The sequence below is a fragment of the Micromonospora sp. RTBAU3-60 genome (genome assembly GCF_054963695.1).
Genome location: NZ_JBUEGB010000077.1, coordinates 1 through 17,595, shown reverse-complemented (window position 1 = coordinate 17,595; position 17,595 = coordinate 1). Strand labels below are relative to the sequence as shown.

General features: G+C 68.3%; 18 protein-coding genes and 1 pseudogene. 7 read left to right on the top strand and 12 right to left on the bottom strand.

Features of this window, described 5'->3' with window-relative positions; all coding sequences use genetic code 11:
- Window positions 1-94: 94 nt before the first annotated feature.
- Window positions 95-736: a hypothetical protein gene (locus ACY34I_RS35215; protein ID WP_462759475.1), complete on the bottom strand. Its 642-nt coding sequence runs from the start codon at window positions 734-736 to the stop codon at window positions 95-97.
- 34 nt (window positions 737-770) lie between these two features.
- Window positions 771-911, bottom strand: a complete 141-nt coding sequence (locus ACY34I_RS35210; protein ID WP_462759474.1) for a hypothetical protein — start codon at window positions 909-911, stop codon at window positions 771-773.
- A gap of 201 nt (window positions 912-1,112) precedes the next feature.
- On the opposite strand from ACY34I_RS35210, the gene ACY34I_RS35205 reads away from it, so the two are divergent.
- Window positions 1,113-1,565: a hypothetical protein gene (locus tag ACY34I_RS35205; RefSeq protein ID WP_462759473.1), complete on the top strand. Its 453-nt coding sequence runs from the start codon at window positions 1,113-1,115 to the stop codon at window positions 1,563-1,565.
- Between the two features lie 155 nt (window positions 1,566-1,720).
- Here ACY34I_RS35205 and ACY34I_RS35200 read toward each other — a convergent pair whose 3' ends face one another.
- From ACY34I_RS35200 to ACY34I_RS35185, 4 genes and pseudogenes are all read right to left on the bottom strand, one after another.
- Window positions 1,721-1,873 (bottom strand): hypothetical protein, encoded by a 153-nt coding sequence (locus tag ACY34I_RS35200; protein ID WP_462759472.1) that lies wholly within the window; start codon window positions 1,871-1,873, stop codon window positions 1,721-1,723.
- Between the two features lie 273 nt (window positions 1,874-2,146).
- A complete protein-coding gene (locus tag ACY34I_RS35195) occupies window positions 2,147-3,169 on the bottom strand; it encodes a phosphotransferase (protein ID WP_462759471.1) in 1,023 nt (340 codons plus the stop codon).
- A gap of 231 nt (window positions 3,170-3,400) precedes the next feature.
- Complete coding sequence (locus tag ACY34I_RS35190; RefSeq protein ID WP_462759486.1) at window positions 3,401-3,703, bottom strand: hypothetical protein; 303 nt, start codon at window positions 3,701-3,703, stop codon at window positions 3,401-3,403.
- 161 nt (window positions 3,704-3,864) lie between these two features.
- A pseudogene (locus tag ACY34I_RS35185) lies at window positions 3,865-4,107 on the bottom strand (class I SAM-dependent methyltransferase); the annotation flags it as partial.
- Between the two features lie 186 nt (window positions 4,108-4,293).
- On the opposite strand from ACY34I_RS35185, the gene ACY34I_RS35180 reads away from it, so the two are divergent.
- Window positions 4,294-4,881 (top strand): TetR/AcrR family transcriptional regulator, encoded by a 588-nt coding sequence (locus ACY34I_RS35180; protein ID WP_462759470.1) that lies wholly within the window; start codon window positions 4,294-4,296, stop codon window positions 4,879-4,881.
- Between the two features lie 223 nt (window positions 4,882-5,104).
- Here the strand turns inward: ACY34I_RS35180 and ACY34I_RS35175 are convergent, their stop codons facing one another.
- Window positions 5,105-5,683: an alpha/beta fold hydrolase gene (locus ACY34I_RS35175; protein WP_462759469.1), complete on the bottom strand. Its 579-nt coding sequence runs from the start codon at window positions 5,681-5,683 to the stop codon at window positions 5,105-5,107.
- A gap of 199 nt (window positions 5,684-5,882) precedes the next feature.
- The gene (locus tag ACY34I_RS35170) at window positions 5,883-6,545 is read right to left on the bottom strand and encodes a hypothetical protein (protein WP_462759468.1); all 663 of its coding nucleotides are present in this window, start codon (window positions 6,543-6,545) and stop codon (window positions 5,883-5,885) included.
- Between the two features lie 608 nt (window positions 6,546-7,153).
- On the opposite strand from ACY34I_RS35170, the gene rph reads away from it, so the two are divergent.
- A complete protein-coding gene (gene rph, locus ACY34I_RS35165; RefSeq protein ID WP_462759467.1) occupies window positions 7,154-9,751 on the top strand; it encodes a rifamycin-inactivating phosphotransferase in 2,598 nt (865 codons plus the stop codon).
- Window positions 9,752-9,872: 121 nt separating this feature from the next.
- Here the strand turns inward: rph and ACY34I_RS35160 are convergent, their stop codons facing one another.
- Complete coding sequence (locus ACY34I_RS35160) at window positions 9,873-11,072, bottom strand: low temperature requirement protein A (RefSeq protein WP_462759466.1); 1,200 nt, start codon at window positions 11,070-11,072, stop codon at window positions 9,873-9,875.
- Between the two features lie 245 nt (window positions 11,073-11,317).
- On the opposite strand from ACY34I_RS35160, the gene ACY34I_RS35155 reads away from it, so the two are divergent.
- Complete coding sequence (locus ACY34I_RS35155; RefSeq protein ID WP_462759465.1) at window positions 11,318-11,503, top strand: hypothetical protein; 186 nt, start codon at window positions 11,318-11,320, stop codon at window positions 11,501-11,503.
- Window positions 11,504-11,976: 473 nt separating this feature from the next.
- Here ACY34I_RS35155 and ACY34I_RS35150 read toward each other — a convergent pair whose 3' ends face one another.
- Both ACY34I_RS35150 and ACY34I_RS35145 read right to left on the bottom strand, forming a co-directional pair.
- Window positions 11,977-12,168, bottom strand: a complete 192-nt coding sequence (locus ACY34I_RS35150) for a DUF2795 domain-containing protein (protein ID WP_148804281.1) — start codon at window positions 12,166-12,168, stop codon at window positions 11,977-11,979.
- Window positions 12,169-12,390: 222 nt separating this feature from the next.
- A complete protein-coding gene (locus ACY34I_RS35145; RefSeq protein WP_462759464.1) occupies window positions 12,391-12,780 on the bottom strand; it encodes a MarR family winged helix-turn-helix transcriptional regulator in 390 nt (129 codons plus the stop codon).
- A 102-nt stretch (window positions 12,781-12,882) separates the two neighbouring features.
- Between ACY34I_RS35145 and ACY34I_RS35140 the strand changes: the two genes are divergently transcribed.
- The gene (locus ACY34I_RS35140) at window positions 12,883-14,340 is read left to right on the top strand and encodes an MFS transporter (protein ID WP_462759463.1); all 1,458 of its coding nucleotides are present in this window, start codon (window positions 12,883-12,885) and stop codon (window positions 14,338-14,340) included.
- A gap of 396 nt (window positions 14,341-14,736) precedes the next feature.
- On the opposite strand, the gene ACY34I_RS35135 is transcribed toward ACY34I_RS35140, so the two are convergent.
- Window positions 14,737-15,876, bottom strand: coding sequence for a hypothetical protein (locus ACY34I_RS35135; protein WP_462759462.1), 1,140 nt, complete (start codon window positions 15,874-15,876; stop codon window positions 14,737-14,739).
- A gap of 621 nt (window positions 15,877-16,497) precedes the next feature.
- On the opposite strand from ACY34I_RS35135, the gene ACY34I_RS35130 reads away from it, so the two are divergent.
- Window positions 16,498-17,214: a PH domain-containing protein gene (locus ACY34I_RS35130; protein WP_462759461.1), complete on the top strand. Its 717-nt coding sequence runs from the start codon at window positions 16,498-16,500 to the stop codon at window positions 17,212-17,214.
- Window positions 17,215-17,250: 36 nt separating this feature from the next.
- Window positions 17,251-17,595 (top strand): hypothetical protein (locus ACY34I_RS35125; protein WP_462759460.1); only part of this gene is annotated, 345 nt, incomplete at its 3' end.

Here is a 17,595-nt window from a genome sequence, read left to right as displayed (position 1 = left end):
GTTCGATTCGGGACCTCCGCGCAAGCGGAGGATCTGGTATTCAGCGCCCGCGCTCTCCTCGGCCCTCGCCTGCGAGCCACGGGAATCTCTCACGTCATAGGTTGCCGATGTAGATGACGACCGCGTCGGGTGGCGGCGCCGGTTGTAGGCCCGACTCGGCGTACAGCCACATCTCATGCGGGGTCCAGTTCAGGATCCCGCCGGTCTCGCGGGAGCCGCGATAGGCGCCACGTTCGAGTTGGAGCGGCCAACCACGGCTGCGCAGGTGTTCGACGAGCCGAGCCACGGTCGTTGCCCGGCCGGCATCATCGGCAGCCGTCACCACGAACTCGGCCACGCAGTTGCCGCTGCTGCCACCATCGGCGCAGGTGTCGGCCGACACCAGGCGCAGCGACGCCGGCAATGGGAGGACCTCGTCGTCGCGGGCCGGGAACCGCAACCTGCCGTCGCCGTCGACCCCGACGACGCCGAGCCCGCAGCAGCACACCAGCACCACGGTTGCCAACGTCGCCACCGAGGCAACCCACCGAACTTTGCCCGCCGCCAGGTTCCACCCGCGGGGGGACGAGGAGAGGTGCACGCTCCGATCGATGACCAACGCGGCCAGGCACACGACGCCGACCAGCAACCACACCACGAACCAATCGAGCCACGGCGCGGCTATCAGGCCGCGGGGCCACTGCGAGACGGCGAACGTGGCGGCCAGCACCGCGATGAAGACGACGCCGACAGCCACGCCGAAGGCACGGCCGCTACGGGTGCCCCACGCCCTAGGCACCGACCACGATCAGGCCGCAGATCGCCGCCACTACAGCGACCAGGGGCGCGCCCTGCCCGAGCGGTAGCGCCACAATCCCGGCGCCGCCCGCACTCAGCCACCAACGCCAGCCGTTGCCCTCCACCATCGCCACGATGAAACCTAAGATCATCACAGAGGTGGTTGACAACCCCGCTCACAACATCAGTTGCGCGGCCCCCGCTGCGGCGGTGATGTGCAGGCACCGCAGGCCGGGGCGTGCGTCGCAGAGCCGGTTGGCCGATCTTCTGGGTCTGCCGTAGCGTGCGCGTGGGCTCAGAGGAAGACGCCGGGCCGGCCGTTGGACAATGTTCCGATGGAGTTGCGTCCACAGCTCTGCCCGCCCGTGGTCGGACCGCAGCGCATCGCAGAGCTGTGTACCGCCATCGAGGCCATCGAGAGGCTGCTGGAGCGCGGCGAGTCGGCTGACGCAGCGATCGCCGCCTTCAACGCCGAGACCGGCCATGACTACGCCGCCGATCACTTCCTCACCTACTGGGAGTCTCGTGACCTCGAGGACTTCGCCCTCGAGGCCGCCCGACCCGCATCCCCGAAGGTTGCAAACGTCACCCGAGAGGAGCTGATCGAAATTGTCCGCCGGATCCAGGCAGCCGACGATGACATCGACTACTACCTACTACTGCTGGACACCAACGTCCTGCACCCACGTGTCACCGACCTGATCTTCAATCCGTCACCGGAGCTGGTCGACGCATCACCCGAGACCATCGTTGACGCGGCGTTGAGCTATCGACCAATCGCGCTGTGATCGAACCGCGGCGCACGCTCATGGCTCAGCCGCGATCTGCGTGCTACGGGTGGGTGTTCGGCGTGGGAGAGGCGGCAGGGCTGCCGGAGCTCGGACGTTCGCGGGCCGTCGTTGCCGCTGAAGTGAGGCTTGTCTGGAGGGCCCCGTGTGGTGTCTTAGCGCGGTGCGCGGCGGTCTGCTACGGCGTACGAGGCGGCTGCGGTGAGCGCGGAGACGGTCAGCACGGCGGGCCAGGCGCCGATGCGCTTGGCCAGCGGGTGCGACAGGCCGAAGGCCCCGATGTAGGCCGCGACCAGGCCTGCGGTCACGGCTGGGCTCGTCCGCCGGGCCCACTCGCGTCCCGCGAGCACACCGCCCGCCGCAAGGACCACGCCGCCGAGGGGGCGGTTACCGGTCCGGCGGGCGAGCTGCCATCCGCCGATAAGGGAACCCGCGGTGGTCGCTGCGGTTGGGAGGCGCATTCCACGACCGTACACCGCTGGAGGATCGCCTGCGGGTCGTTGCAGACGCCTCGTCTGGCACCTGAGGCTCGGCGGGCCCGGGAAGTGACTGCTCCCAAACTGTGGGCCACGGGGCCTGGGTCAGGATGTGCCCTTGAGCGCTTGACGAAGTAGCCCGGTGGGCGAGAGAACCCCGCGGGCGATCTCCAGGGAGAACTCGCGTTCCTCCGTGGCGATCGATGCGTCGAGCACATCGAGAGCGGGGTTGGCGACGTCGATGAGAGACCGGGCCGATCGGGCGTACGTGAGACGGCAGAGGTCGGCAGCGACATGACCGTAGCCGCGAAAGAAGGCGTTCTCTTGCGCGGCCTGCACCGGCGCGAATGCCAGGACGCCCCCCATCGCGAACATCAGGTCCTGTTCACGCGGTGCCAGGCATGCGTCGTCCCAGTCGAGCAGCCAGAGGTCGTCATTGGCGTCGATGACGAGATTGCCCAGATGTGGATCGCCGTGACAGAGGACCAGGTCAGGGGCGTCGGCATTGACGCACGAGCGCTGCAGCTTTCTGCCCAACCTCCGCGCGGTGGCCGCAACGGCGCCGATGACAGATGAAGATGCCTTCCATAGCTTGCGGAGTTCGGCAGCAATCTCGTCCGCAGCAATCGGTGCACCGCTCGGGTGACTGCCTGAGTCGATGGCGTGATTGACTTCCCTTGTTCGCTCGATCGCCGCAGCAGGGTTGAAGGCCTCCACGGGCAGGGAGGTGGCCAAGTGGCCCGGCACCGGGGAGCCGTGGATGGCGCGCAGCATCCTGCCCAGCTGCTCCCAGTGCTGCAGTCCCATCCCGTTCTCGATGGGGCGGCGGCCGTCAATCCATGGCACGAGCGAGCAGGTGAGAGTGCTGCGTACGGCACAGGTTTCGCCGGTGCGGGTGCGTATGGGACCGAGGATGCCAGGCGTTTCGTGATCGGCGAGGTGGGCAGTCAGGGCGATGGCTGACCCCGGAGCGGAGCGGCTCACCTTTACGGCGAATGCTGCCCCTTGGTGTTCACCGCGCCACCGGCTGGCGTCACGGTCGGTGCCCGTGGCTACGGTGGTGAGGTTGTCCAGTTCGATCCCGTAGCTGTCCTTCACCCAAGCGTGAAGAGTATCCGCAGCGATCACGGCGGAAGTCTCGCAGGGGTAGCCGGCGTACGCCTCCGGATATTCGGTAGCCCTGACTCGCTGGAGATGCCCTCACTGTGCGGATACGGACGGGGAACTCGGCAGCGTCGGCCTACGCGAGTTCGTCAACACCCCGCACCTACTCGGCGGCGGGATGATCCGGCAGGTGTTCCCGTGGCCGTTGGTCGAACGTGATCTGGCGGATCCGCAGTCGTTCGGCGGCCAAATGCTTTAGGGCTGATTGTCGGTCCGGATCGCGGTGAGGCCCCAGGTGGCGTACGGCAGCGTGACGGATCCACTCAGTTCGTCGGCCGCCGTGCCCACGGCCGCCAGCACCTCCGCTACCTGGTCCGGCGGCAGACTGCTGAGGCCGCCCGAGGTCTGCACCAGATCCAAGAGCTCGTCGCGGGTGTACGAGCGCTCCCAGTCGTACCGCCACAGCTCGGGCTCGCCGAATCCGCCCGCCTCGCGGATCCCGTCCGCGGCCCTGGCGTACAGCGCCTGATACCCGTCCAGAATCGAGCCCCCGGCCATCCGCTGAGGTTGATCGGCGAGTCAGGGGCCACGCGCCGGTACGCCGCAGCGAGGGCCTCCGCCACGGTGGGCGGAAGCTGGTACACGTGCCCGAACGGTGCCAGCACGCCGCCCGGCCGCAGGATCCGTGCCGCCTTCGCCGCGCCCGCGACCGGGTCGACCCAGTGCCAGGCCGTACCGGAGACGACCGCGTCGAACGTGCGCCCTGCCGGCTCCCACGCCTCGAAGGTCGCGACCTCGACCTCAAGGTCGGTCGTCCGCGCGAAGTCGGCCATCCGCGGGTCGGCTTCGACACCGAGCACCGCGCAGCCGGCGGCCAGGAACTGGCGGGCTTCGATGCCGGTGCCGCAGCCGACGTCGAGGAAGTCGGTGCCAGGACTGGCGGCCACGATTCGCTCGATCATGGCCTCGGGGTACGGGGGCCGGTTCCGGTCGTACCGTTCGGGGTCGATCCCGAACGACTCCGCCATGCGACGGTGCAGGTGCGGTTCCGGCCTGGGCGAGGGCGGTATAGTGACCATTCGCCCACTCTAGTGGGCGCTTGCCCACTACGGCAATCGCGCTCGCTCAATGAAGGAAGGGGTGCCCCGTTGCCGACCGGCGTAGCACTGCAAGACCCACGCCGACAACTCTTCGACGCCGCCGTGCGGGTGCTGGTCCGGGACGGCGTCACCGGCCTGACCAGCCGAGCCGTCACCACGGAGGCGGACGTCGCCAAGGGAGTCCTGCATCGACACTTCGCTGACTTCGACGCATTCCTCGCCGAGCTGGTGCTGGACCGCATTGCCCACGTCGAAGCTCAGGCCACCGCCCTGCAGAACGCGGCCGGGACCGGCAACGTCACCGACAACCTGACCCGCGCCCTGATGACCCTCTTCGAGCCGGTCATGGTCGCGATCGTGGTCCTCGTCATCGCCCGCGACGAACTGCGTACGCGGCTGCGCAGGGCCGGCAGCACCCGACTCCCGCTCGTCGGCGAGGGCGCGGCCATGATCGCCGGGTACCTGACGGCCGAGCGCGAGCACGGCCGGATCGCGTCCGACGCCGACGTCGACACACTCGCGCCCACCCTGATCGGCGCCGCGCATCTGCTGTTCACCGAGCGGAAGGGCAGCCCAACTGAACCTGGAGCCGTCCGCAAGGTCGTGACCACGGTCCTGGCCAGCGCCATGCGGTAACCGGGATCCCACGCCCCGGACTCGGCGGTACTGCGTTGTTCGTGCCGCTATCCGGGTTGCCACTCTCTGGGGCACTCCTCGCGCCGACGTTGACCCGGAGTTCCGTGGAATTCCGGTGGCGGCCCGCTGGTTAGGCGGCGTTGCGGCAGCACCGTGACCTCGTGTGCATGAAGCCCGGGCGCCGAAGCCATGGCTGTCAATCAAGGGGGGCCAGGGCTCTGCGCTATCCCTGGGTGACGGGCCCGAGGCCGTCAGGACCAATCGCCTTCGCCACCTCGCTCAGATCATTGTCCAGCTGGTGATCGCGCCCGGGCAGCCAGTGCATCTGCGCATGCGGGATGGCACGGGCGTACAGGTCGGCATGCGACGGTGGGGCAGTTTCGTCCTGGAGTCCATGGAACACATGCACCGGCACGCCTTGCGGCAGCCGCGCGCCCAGGTCGTGTGGCAGCTCGAACTCGTCGCCGGGCCAGCCGCCCGCACCGACGAACGGAGCGGCGATCAACACGATCGCCCTGAGCTCCGGCTCCGGTGGCCGCTCGGCGAGCGCGTTGATGAGGATCGTCCCGCCCACCGAATGGCCGGCGACGACAGCGCCGTCGTCCAAGGCCGTCATCTCACGCCGGATGGCCGCGCTCCACCTGGCGTAGCTCGGATTGTCCTCCTCGGGCATGCGCGGGTAGTGGACCTCGTACCCGGCCCCGAGCTCCCGCCTCAGGCTCTCGAAAAGCTTGTCGTCCCATTCGTCGTGCGCGCCCGCGCCGCCGCCCTGAATGAACAGGATCTGCCGGGTCCCTGCCATGATGGGTCCTCCTTCGCGGTGGGGCTTCACGTCGGGCTGATCAACACCAACGAGCACCAGCCGAACCTGCCGCAAGCGATGCAAGCGGTCCTGAGTTCGGCCGCGGTGTGCTACTCGTACTCCTGCCCACACCGGGCCAGCTCCGCGAGATCGGCCCAGCCGAGGGAGCCGATGATGTGCTCGCCCGGCTCCGGTTCGTTCACCAACGGCACGACGGGGCCAGGAACTGTTTCCGTAGGCCGTCGTCTTCGCTCCAGCCGCCCAGTGCTCCGGCCATCCCGCATTCTAGGTACGCCTGCGGATCAAAGTTGTACCAGCGGATGTCCGTGGCTCGCACACATCCTGCCCTCCGGGGGGCGTCAATGCCGAGCCGGGCGTACTCGTCCAGCGGTCCCTGATCGGCGAAGTCGGCCAGGTCCGCGATTTGAGACAGCACGATGGCTTCCCAGTCGGCGTACGACGTCGGGTCGTCCGTGTAGCGAAACGAGGCGGAACGCCATGAGGCCCGCAGCGGCGCCGGCTCGACCAGGCCCGCCGCCACGACCATCGCGGCAACCGTATCCAGGTCCAGGGAGACTCGACCCGACAGCGGCTGCGCAACTCGCCACCACGAACGCAGGAACACGTCCAAACTGCGCGTGGCGGCGTTCATGTGTTCGCCTTCCCGGACAAGGCGTCGGTAAAGGTCGTGGTTTGTGCGGCAGACCGGCCCGGGTGGCCCGTCGACCCAGTAGGTCTGCTTATGCACCACACCAGACTCCAGCGCCAGGGCCTTAGCCAGCGCCTCAACCCGGTCAGCAAAGGTGCGTATCCGGACCCGGTTGCCGTTGTCGTCCTGCCGCCAGAGCTCCCACACCGCCACAGCAGCACCGTAGTCGTGGCCTCTCTCCGTGGAAAAGCCACATCCGCTCTGGCCGCGCTTCGGACGATTTGGCTCATCCGCGAGGCGCTCGGCCATGCTGATCTGCCGCCGGCCCCGCGTCCGCCAGTCACTGTCGTCCGGCTGCGTCGGGTACGAAGCGCCATGCCACGGCGCGGGGCCACGATCTGGGCGGGGCGGCGCGGCGCCGTTCGCTTGGGTGCCGCCAAGATTTGAGCTACGGCGTCCGTTTGGCGGGCTTCGCCCAGCGCTCGCGTGGCGCAACGACCTCCGGGAGTTGGCGGCGCGCGCTCGACGGCGTTCGGGCCTTGCTGACAAGGGAAAGAACTTCTGGTTCCGCGGCTGCATCCGTAGGCCGATGGGCATCCGCCTGCGTACCGCCGTACGTGGCGCACCGCTGCGTCGCGAGAAGCTTGTCAGTTCCAGCGGACGGCAAAAGGCAAAGGCAAGGAGATCTCTCCTTGCCACTCTTAACGTATAGCGCACTGGGGGGCTTGCGGCAAGACCCGGGTTGTGGCGCAGAATCGTCGGCCGAGGCCACAACCTGCGGAAACGGGGGGCACGACGTGCGTGCTTCGGAGGTATCGCAATTGATCGAGCAGTACGTGTTGGATCTCCAAGATGTTGACGAGATGCAGGTCGCGGTCGTTGGCGGCAAGGGCGCGCACCTGGGCGGGCTGTCGCGGATCGAAGGCATCAGCGTGCCGGCTGGCTTCTGCGTGACGACGGACGCCTTCCGGCGGATCATGGCGGAAGCGCCGTCGATCGACGATCGGCTCGATCAGCTGTCGCGCCTGAACCCGGACGACCGGGAGGCGATCCGCACGATCAGCGCGGAGATCCGCCGGACCATCGAAGGGACCGTCATCCCGGGTGATCTCGCGGCGGCGATCACCCGCGCGCTCGCCCAGCTCGGCGAGCACGCCGCCTACGCCGTCCGATCCAGCGCGACGGCAGAGGACCTGCCGACGGCCTCCTTCGCCGGCCAGCAGGACACGTACCTGAACGTCGTGGGGCCGGCGGCGATCCTTGAGCACGTCAGCCGGTGCTGGGCGTCGCTGTTCACCGAGCGGGCCGTGACCTACCGCCAGCGGAACGGCATCGACCACCGTACGGTCCACATGGCCGTGGTCGTGCAGCAGATGGTCTTCCCGCATGCGGCCGGCATCCTGTTCACGGCCGACCCGGTCACGGGCAACCGGAAGGTCGCCACCGTGGACGCCAGCTTCGGCCTCGGCGAGGCCCTGGTCTCCGGCCTGGTGAACCCGGACACCTTCAAGGTGCGCGACGGTGAAATCGTCGCCAAGGCGATCGCCGCCAAGCAGCTTTGCGTTCACGCCCTGCCGGCTGGCGGTACCGAGGAAGCGGCGATCGACCCGCAGCGGCAGGAGCAGCCGGCACTGACGGACGCGCAGGTCGTGCGGCTCGTGCAGCTCGGCCGGCGGATCGAGACGCACTTCGGCCGCCCACAGGACATCGAATGGTGCCTGGTCGGCGAAGACTTCCAGATCGTCCAGAGCCGGCCGATCACCACGCTGTTCCCCATCCCCTCGGCTCGCGACGCAGGGAACCATGTCTACCTCTCAGTCGGCCACCAACAGATGATGACCGACCCGATGAAGCCACTGGGCGTCTCGGTGTGGCAGCTGACAGCCATGGCGCCGATGCACGAGGCCGGCGGGAGGCTGTTCGTCGACGCCACCCGGGTCCTGGCCTCGCCCGCGAGCCGCGCCAGCTTCCTGGAGATGGCGGGGAGATCCGATCCGCTGACCAGGGACGCGTTGGAGACCGTCCTCGACCGCGACGACTTCGTCCCGTCGCTCCCGGACGCGGGTACCGGCAGGCCGCCGGCCAGCGGCGCGCCCGCCCCGATCGAGACCGATCCGGCCATCGTCACCGAGCTGATCGAGCGCAGCCAGGCGTCCATCGCCGCCCTGCGGCGCGACATCCGGACGAAGACCGGACCGGCGCTGTTCGACTTCCTGCTGGAGGCGTTCCAGGAGCACAAGCGAGTCCTCAGCGATCCGCTGAGCATGCAGGCGATCATGGCGGGGATGGAGGCCACCTGGTGGCTCAACGACCAGCTGCAGGAGTGGCTGGGCGAGAAGAACGCGGCCGACACGCTCACACTGTCGGCCCCCAACAACGTCACCTCGGAGATGGGACTGGCGCTGCTCGACGTCGCCGACGTGATCCGTCCGCACCCGGAGGTGGTGTCGTTCCTGCAGGGCGTCGAGGACGAGGGCTTCCTGGACGAGCTGCCGAAGCTCGCGGGCGGCACCGAAGCGCGCGACGCCATCGAGGCCTACCTCGACCGGTACGGCATGCGCTGCATCGGCGAGATCGACATCACGAGGCCGCGTTGGCGTGAGCGCCCCACCACGCTCGTGCCCGTGATCCTCGACAACGTCAGGAACTTCGAGCCGGGCGCCGCCGGGCGGCGCTTCGAGCAAGGGCGGCAGGAGGCGCAGAAGAAGGAACAGGAGGTGCTTTCACGCTTGCGGGCCCTGCCGGACGGGGAGCAGAAAGCTGACGAGGCCAAGCGGATGATCGACCGGGTCCGGACCTTCATCGGCTACCGGGAGTACCCGAAGTACGGCATCATCAGCCGCTACTTCGTCTACAAGCAGGCCCTGCTGGAAGAGGCTGAGCGCCTCGTGCAGGCCAACGTGCTCGCTGAGAAGGAAGACATCTTCTACCTCACGTTCCAGGAGCTTCACGACGCCGTGCGCTCGCACCGAGTGGATGACCAGCTGATCCAGCAGCGCAAGGACGCGTTCCGGTCGTACCACGCGCTCACGCCGCCCCGGGTGCTCACATCTGACGGCGAGGCCGTCGCCGGCGCGTACCGGCGCGACGACGTGCCGGCTGGTGCCCTGATCGGCTTACCGGTTTCCGCTGGGACCATCGAGGGGAGGGCCCGCGTCATCCTCGACATGGCGCAGGCCGATCTCGAGGCGGGCGACATCCTGGTCACGGCCTACACCGATCCCAGTTGGTCGCCCTTGTTCGTCGCGATCGCGGGCCTGGTGACGGAGGTGGGCGGCCTGATGACTCATGGCGCGGTGATCGCCCGGGAGTACGGCTTGCCTGCCGTTGTCGGGGTGGTGGATGCCACCCGACTTATCCGGGACGGGCAGCGGATCCGCGTGCACGGGACCGGCGGGTACGTTGAGATCCTGCCTTGACCGACCGCACCGAGAAGGCCCATCGCTTCCGTCACCGGCAACCGGGCCGTCGGCACGGTGATCTCCGATCAGACGAGTTTGCTCCAGATCGGCTCTGATTTGTTGGGGCAACGGGCACGCGTCAGCGGGGCGGCGAGGCCTGCTCCAGTGGGCGTCCGTGGGCTCGGATCGTGTCCAAGACGGCGACGCCGAGCAGGACGGCGGCAGCTGCTGCGGCGGCCCCGAGTGGCGGCAGGCCGACCATCACCGGCGCTAGGGCCGCGAGGACGAGGATCCCGATCGGTCGTGGCCGGGACACGCGGGCGAAGGCCACGTGCTCGAATACTGCGCGCCCGGCGAGGTAGAGCGCGGGCCCGCCGAGGATGGCGCCGACCCAGGCCGGTTTGGCGTGTCCGGATGGATCGGTGAGGGTGAGTTCGGAACCGGCTGAGGTGGCGACGATGCCGGCCACCATGAGCAGGTGGGAGAGTGCGGCCGACCGGCCGAGCCGGCCGGGATTGGCGGATGCCGCGATGGCCTCGCCCAAGATCTGGCCGGCTCGGTAGAAGTAGATCCGCCACAGCAACACCGTGGTGACGAACGACAGTACAAGGGCCAATATTCGTTCAGCCACGATCGGACCGTGTAGAAGAGTCGATCCGGTGGTCAGGATCGTCTCACCAAGCGCGACGATGACGAACTGCCAGTAGCGTTCCGCCAGATGCTCGCCCGCGACGGCCCACGGGGATACCTGTGAACGCCCCAGCCGTGGTACCGGCCAGCCGAGTGTGCCCCCTAGGTAGTCGATCGCCAAGGCCAGCAGCCACAGCAAATTGCGCGTCAGCTCTGGCGCGAAAGCTCCGATGAGCCACGGTACGGCCGACGCGCCGAACCAGACGAGCGCCAGCATGTTGACGCGGCGCAGCTCGTGGCTCCGCATGGTGAGTACGAAGAAGAGGGTGCGGCCCACCTGGATCGCAACGTACGTGCTCGCGAAGAGCAGGCCGGTCTCGGCGAGAGCCCCGGATATCGCGACCGCCAGGAACAGGCTCCCGAGCATTGTCGCGAGGACAACGAACTGGATCGCCGGGTGCAACGGGTCGAATCGGCTGGTCATCCACGCCGTCTGGGTCCAGATCCACCAGATGGCCAGGAACAGCAGCAGAGTCTCGCCGTTTTCCGAAAGGGTAGTGGTCAACGTCTCGGCGATGTGGCCGGTGGTGTAGTCCAGCACCAACTCGTTCACGATCCGCGTGAGCGCGAAGACGTATACCAGATCGAAGAACAGTTCCAGGAAGGTCGGCCGCTGCGGGCTCCCACGCTTGCGCAGCAGATTGGCCACTCTGTTCGTCGTCACCGGCCCGCCCGCTTCGTCGGCTTGTCGCTGAAGCAGTCGTACCACGTCGCCACGCCGGCCACGGACAAGACGCACCTCCCGGTGGCTGAAGGGTCTGACCGCTGGCGAGGGCTGCCGCGCCCAGCTTCGTGCTTCAACCGCTCCATCAAAGCGGGGGAACTGAGTTCGACCGGTTCCTGCCGCTTCCCGCCGATGACTTGGACGGATGGGAGCGCGCGGTTGCTCACCTGGTGACTGCGGTCGGTGACCGCACGCAGTACGAGTCCGGCTGGTATGGCTGCTGCATGACCGTGCTCGGCTGGTTTCTCGACGCGGCCGGCATCGAGTCCACCCGCCGGGAGGAACTGCTCGAACACGCGGTCGCGGGACGCTTCGACAGTTGGGTGGAGCCGCCGAGAGCGTCGTGGAGTCGGTAGCCGAGGACCTGGCCCGGCGGGTAGCCGATGACCACTCCTGATCACTTGGCGGTGTGGCAGCGGTTGCGGGGTACCGTCGGCTGGCGGGATGTCGTCCCGTACCTGAAGGCGCCGGTGTCGGCGGTTCGTGACGGCTTCGTCGGTTTCGCCCGTGGATCCGCCGGGGCGTGACCCACAACTGGGCCGGCTGGTCCACGGCATCGCCGTGGCCACCCATCGCCGCTGGCTGCGGGCGAACAGGTAGGCGAAGATCGACGATGCCAGGCGGAATCTAAGCCAAGGTCAAGTGCGCACTTCTACCGCAGGCAGCGCGGCGGCGCTGTCGGGCGTGCGCGGGACGTACCGGTCGACGCCTGCAACTCGTTCCTCCCGGAGTCGGCGGACGCCTTCGGCTGCGGCCATGTGCAGCGGCACCGCGAGGGCAGGGTGCTGCGGTGACCGCCGGTCGGTAAGCGCGCCGGCTCGGCGGCGTGTCAGCGTTCGCTGCCCAGTACCTCACTGACGTCGTTCGGCGAGTTGAAGCTATCCGCCCTCAGCCGGCGGAGTGTGTCGAGAACCCTGTCGTCGGCGCCGTTGGCCCGCGCGCGCTCCACGAGCGTGTCCTTGTCCGCCGGGTAGTCGACGCCGCGGAGGAACTTCTGCAGCTGGATCGGATTGACAGCCATGTGGCACTCGTACCCAAACGGCTGACCAGCATTCCCCGTCCGACACCGCTCCGGAAGATCGTGCGACCGCCTCGGTGGGGCAGAGATCACGGCGCCCGATCAGGAGCGGACGCCGCCGAAGTCCAACGAAGCCGCGGAAGACAGGTTCGCGCGACCGTCACCCCCTGCCCGTGCGATGCGGGCACCGGCGCGATGAGCGTGGACGACGGTAGGTCGGTCGGCTCAGGCGTGAGCGGGCTCGGGGGCCAGGTGCTCGGCGAGCACCGCGAGGTGCGTTCTGCTCGCCTCGGTGTGGACGTGCCGCCCGGCTTCGGTGACCGTGACGAAAACACCGCGGCGGTCGGCCTCGCACAGCGCCCGCGCGACCAGGCCGCTCTTCTCGAGGCGGGCGACTGTGCGGGACAGCGCGCTCTGGCTGAGGTACATGTCGGCCGCGAGATCTTGCATGCGGCGCTTGTCACAGTCGGCCGAGATCAGCCGGTCGAGCGTCTCGAATTCGCTCATGGTGAGTCCGTGCCCGTCCTGCAGTGCGCGCTCCAGGTGGCAGGCGACCTCGTTGTAGCAGGTCAGCAGCGTATGCCAGCGTTCGATGAGGCCGGTTTCGGACATCATGCCGGGCATCCTACTCGTTAAGCGAGCCTCATGCACCTGCATTATGTGCGTGGGAACCTAGTGCGTGGACATTTAATGCACGTGCATCTAGTGTTTCCCGTCGTGACTATCGTCGAAACCTCCCCCGCGGTCGGCACGACCGCGGGGGTCCCCACGACCACACCGACCGGACAGCACTGGCCCCCTCGGCTCTGGGGAGTTCTCGCGGTGTTGTGCACCGTGCTCTTCCTTGACGGGCTCGACGTCTCGATGGTCGGCGTGGCCCTGCCGTCCATCGGCACCGAACTGGGCCTGACGACCACCTCGCTGCAGTGGATCATCAACGGCTATATCCTCGGCTACGGCGGGCTGCTTCTGCTCGGCGGCCGTACCGCAGACCTGCTCGGGCGGCGCCGCGTGTTCCTGGCCGCACTCGCCGTCTTCGCCGTCGCCTCGCTGGTCGGCGGGCTCGTCGACGACGGCACCCTGCTGATCGCCACCCGGTTCGTCAAAGGCCTGGCCGCCGCGTTCACCGCGCCGACCGCGATGTCGATCCTGACCACCACGTTCCAGGCGGGCCCCGCCCGGAACCGAGCGCTGTCGATCTTCACCGTCTTCGGCGCCAGCGGATACTCCTCCGGGCTCATCCTCGGCGGCCTGCTCACCGGTATCGGCTGGCGGTGGACGTTCCTGATCCCCGTCCCGCTCGCGATCGCAGCCCTGCTCGCCGGCTTGGCGCTGATCCCGCGGGACAGGGCGGCCGCCGAAGGAGGCCACGACCTCATCGGCGCGGTGACCCTCACCGCCGGCATGCTGCTCGCCGTGTACACGGTGGTCTCGGCACCCGACCGGGGCTGGCTCGACCCGGTCACGATCGGCTCGATCATCGCCGCGGGCGCGCTGCTCGCCGGCTTCGTCGTCACCGAAACCAAGGTGCGGCACCCGCTGATCCGACTCGACATCCTGAAGATCGGCTCGATCGTCCGGGCCAACCTCAGCGTGATCGCACTGTTCGGCTCATACCTGAGCTTCCAGTTCATGATGACGATCTACCTGCAGGACGTACTGGCATGGTCGCCGCTGCGGATGGCCCTGGCCCTGCTACCCGCCGGGCTCCTGGTCGCATTCAGCTCGCCGTTCATGGGCCGACTCATCGACCGGTACGGCACGCAGCGGCTCATCGTCACGGCCATGGCCTCGCTCAGCGTCGGGTACGTCTGGTTCCTCGCGACCGCCGGCGACGCGCCGCACTACCTCGTGACGGTCCTGCCCACCATGCTGCTGCTCGGCGGCGGGTTCGCGTTCGGGTTCAGCTCGATCATGGCGCAGGCCACCGACGGAATCGACGATTCCGAGCAAGGGCTGGCCTCCGGCCTGGTGCAGACCTCCGGTCAGGTCGGCGCCGCGCTGGTCCTCGCCGCGGTGACCGCGCTCGTGGCGGCGAACGCACCAGGTGCCGGCCAGGAGAGCGACTTCGGCCAGTTCCACCCGGGCATCAACCTCGTCACCGGCGTCGCGCTGGTCGGGCTGCTGCTCAACCTGACCCCGCTGCTCACCCGAAGCCGCGGCCGCCACGCCTGAGCTGGCGTACGTTGGCGCTCCGGCGCGCCGGAGCGCCAACGTACGCCACCTGAACGGGCGGCGTGTGTACAGCGATGCACCCGCCAGTTCCATGCCTGAACGGCGGCGACGAGCTGCCACTTGCCATTCGCCAGGGCCGCACGGTCGATGATCATCTGACCGCTGCTGGACCGACCTTCAGCGCGTTATCCCGAGGTTAGGTTCTGCTCGCCGCCAACGACGACCTGTCAGTAAGGCTGCCAGCGGACTCTTAATCCGCGGGTTCGGGGTTCGAGTCCCTGGCGGCGCTTGAAGGTATCAGCATGCGAACCGCTCCAGCGGACTTGATGTTCCGCGTGTTCGCGGCCGGGCTCCCGGGATCCGATCGTTCGTACGGGCACCGCCATCCGGTTGGCTCTATTCCTGCAGTCCGGCTCGTATGTGGGCGGCGAGGCGGTCGCTGAGGACGGTGAGCCGGGGCAGATGGCTGCTGGCGTACCAGCCGGCCTTGTGTTTGCGCAGTAGTTGCTCACCGTGTTCGTGCCAAGTGAAGGCGGGTTTGCCGGTGGCCGCTCGTAGGACGCGATCGGCGTTGTCGGGGTGGCGGGCAGCGAGCCGCTGCAGCGGGACCGGATCGACGGTGTCGTCGTGGAGGTATGCCTTAACGGTCTCCTTGTGTCGGCGGCGGCGCATGAGGTCGGGGTCAGCGAAGGCCTGCTGGGCAAGGGCATAGTCCGCGTACATGCCGAGGCCGGTCTGCTGGTCGTAGATCACGCCGATGGTTTCGACCGCGTCGTCGAGCCAGTCCAGGTCGGTCGGCGGGGCGGTGCCGGGTTCGCCGGAGTAGGTGTCCCAGTACCGGCGCATGGCCTTGTCAAGTTCGTCCACGCCGAGGGTGACCTCGTCGCTGCCGAAGTGCGCGACGAACGCGGCGTGCTGGGCGCGTTGCAGAGCCCACGCGTGGGCGAGGCGCTGCGGGTTGTGGAAGACGAGTGCGGGCTGCTCGGCCGCGAGGCGGACTGCCGAACTGTGGGCGTCGGCCCGGTCCTGGGCCGGGTAGAGGGCGGTGGTGCCGCTGAGGAGCCAATCGCCGTGAACGGGCACGATGCGGCTGCCGATGAATGAGCCGGGCGGCATCCGGTCGAAAATCGGCTCGTCGGTGTTGGTGCGGATGCGGTAGGGCAGATCGTCGATGAGGTTCACGGTGTGCAGGACAGGGCCATCGCGTCCGGTTACCTCGAAGACGCCTTCGCGTACGTCGCGCCAGCCGAGGAGGAATTCGCGCTCGGTGTCGGGCAGTTCGGGATGGGCTTCGACGAACAGGTCGACGAGGGTGCGTCCGTCGTGCAGGCGGTGCTGCTGAATGAACCAGTCGAAGAAGTTCGACAGCTCCGCCTCGTCTTCGACGACGACGACCCGCCCGAACCGGGCTCTGATCTCCTGCCGGAACGCGCGGTCGAAGCGCGGCTTCCGCGCGTAGTCGAGCAGCTCACGCTTTAGCGTCCCGCTGCGCTGCACCAACTCGTCGATCGATGACATCCGGCCGCCCTTCGTCATGACGAGACTATGCCCCGAGTCATGCCATGCCTGCGGCAGGGCGGGTCATCGTCATCTTTTCGCGGCTCCGGCGACCGGCGTTGCGTGATCCCGTGATTGGGTCGGTTCGGGCGGGCGAGACTGGCGGTGTGGAGCTGCTGATCGGCAGGAATCCGGACGAGGCATCGACCCTGCCGTACTTGCTGAAGGTGCTGTTGGGCGACGGGCTGGTGTTCTGAGCGCGCGACACCTCGCCCCGCACGGCGGCGCTGTACCTGCACCCGTCTCCCGGACCGAGCGGTGGTGGTGCCACTGGCACCGCGCTGAGATCGTTCGCGGAGTGGTTCGCGCGGACCTTCAGCTCGTAGATCCGGGCATCGTCGGCGGCATGCGAACTCCCATTCCCGGCGACGGTCGCTTCCGTCCGCTGTGGGACATCGGCGATGTGACGGCGGCGGGCGACCCGGAACTGTACGTCGCGCGGCATCGCCGCGGCCGGTTGACCTCGACCTGGGAGTCAAGCCGAAACTCTTCGCCACTGCCTCGGGCGGCTACCGTACCAGCGCGCCCACATGCCGACCGCGCCCTGCGCACCTGGGCAGTCCGCGGCAGCGGGTGGACGCCGCTGGTCACCATGACGACATGCGTAGGTGGCAACGCCCGTACTCTCTCGACGTCGCGACCGGTTTCGCGGTGCTGGGGCTGGTCGCGATGCCTGGCCTCGCCGCGTTCATCGTGATCATGTCTATACGCGAGGAGATGCCGACGCCGTTGGCGATCCTCTTCGGGGTGTGGCTGGCCGGTGGATTCGCCGTCACGGCGCGGCAGGCGATGCTCGGGGTCTACATAAGTGATGACGGCGTCCGGTCCCGGTCCCTTCTGCGTACGACCACGGTGCCGTGGACATCGGTGTCGGACATCCGCAGTGGCACAGCCACTATGGCGGGCCTGGACATGGGCCGCCCCGCGATCATCATCGAACGAACCGACGGGGTCCTGATACAGACCCCGCTGCAGCGCGGCCACCTCTTCCGGCCGTTCACGTTCAGGCCCGAACTGGGCCGGCTGGCCACCTGGCCGGAACACTACGACGAGATCCTGGCAACACTGCAGGCACACCACCGTGACGCGCAGCGCCGCCGGCAGACCGCGTCCACCGGTCAGCTGGCACAGCCCTCCACCGCCGCCACCCGGCCGACGACCCCACCCGCCGGCGTGAGCCGGACCGGCCCGACCCGCGATGCCGCTACCGCTGATCAGCGGCGCGACATCCACGCGCTGACCCGGCAACACCAGCGTGGCGCCCTCACCGACGCCGAGTTCGCCGCCGAACTGGCGAAGCTCCACGGCACCGAATAGGCCGTTCCCCGCTGCCCGGGGGACCTACGCCCCATCGTGATCATCCGGTTGGCGAGCCACATCGAGCAGATGGTCAAGGTCGGTTCGCGACCGGCCGGTCGCCGTCGCGAGCGTCCCGAGCGGGTCGGCATGCCCGCGACCGGTCAGGTCCTCGAAGACCGCGAGCAGGTCGATCTCGAAACCGTCCGCGGTCGTACCCCGCGCCTTGGCCAGTTCGGCGAGCTGGCATTCGATATAGCGGCGGACCATCACCTGGTACGCCCCGAGGCTCGGCATCTCGTGGGCCTCGGCGACCATGTCGTCGACCTGCCGGCCCATCCGGTGCAGGACCTCGCCGGGATCAGCGCTGCCTCGAACACCGACAGCGCGCGGCCGATGCCG

Coding starts and splice junctions, on each gene's coding strand:
- ACY34I_RS35135 (WP_462759462.1), bottom strand. CDS start 15,876: ATGACGAAGGGCGGCCGGATGTCATCGATCGACGAGTTGGTGCAGCGC.
- ACY34I_RS35175 (WP_462759469.1), bottom strand. CDS start 5,683: ATGGCAGGGACCCGGCAGATCCTGTTCATTCAGGGCGGCGGCGCGGGC.
- ACY34I_RS35130 (WP_462759461.1), top strand. CDS start 16,498: ATGCGTAGGTGGCAACGCCCGTACTCTCTCGACGTCGCGACCGGTTTC.
- ACY34I_RS35190 (WP_462759486.1), bottom strand. CDS start 3,703: ATGGCCGGGGGCTCGATTCTGGACGGGTATCAGGCGCTGTACGCCAGG.
- ACY34I_RS35150 (WP_148804281.1), bottom strand. CDS start 12,168: ATGGCTGTCAATCCGATCCAGCTGCAGAAGTTCCTCCGCGGCGTCGAC.
- ACY34I_RS35145 (WP_462759464.1), bottom strand. CDS start 12,780: ATGATGTCCGAAACCGGCCTCATCGAACGCTGGCATACGCTGCTGACC.
- ACY34I_RS35205 (WP_462759473.1), top strand. CDS start 1,113: ATGGAGTTGCGTCCACAGCTCTGCCCGCCCGTGGTCGGACCGCAGCGC.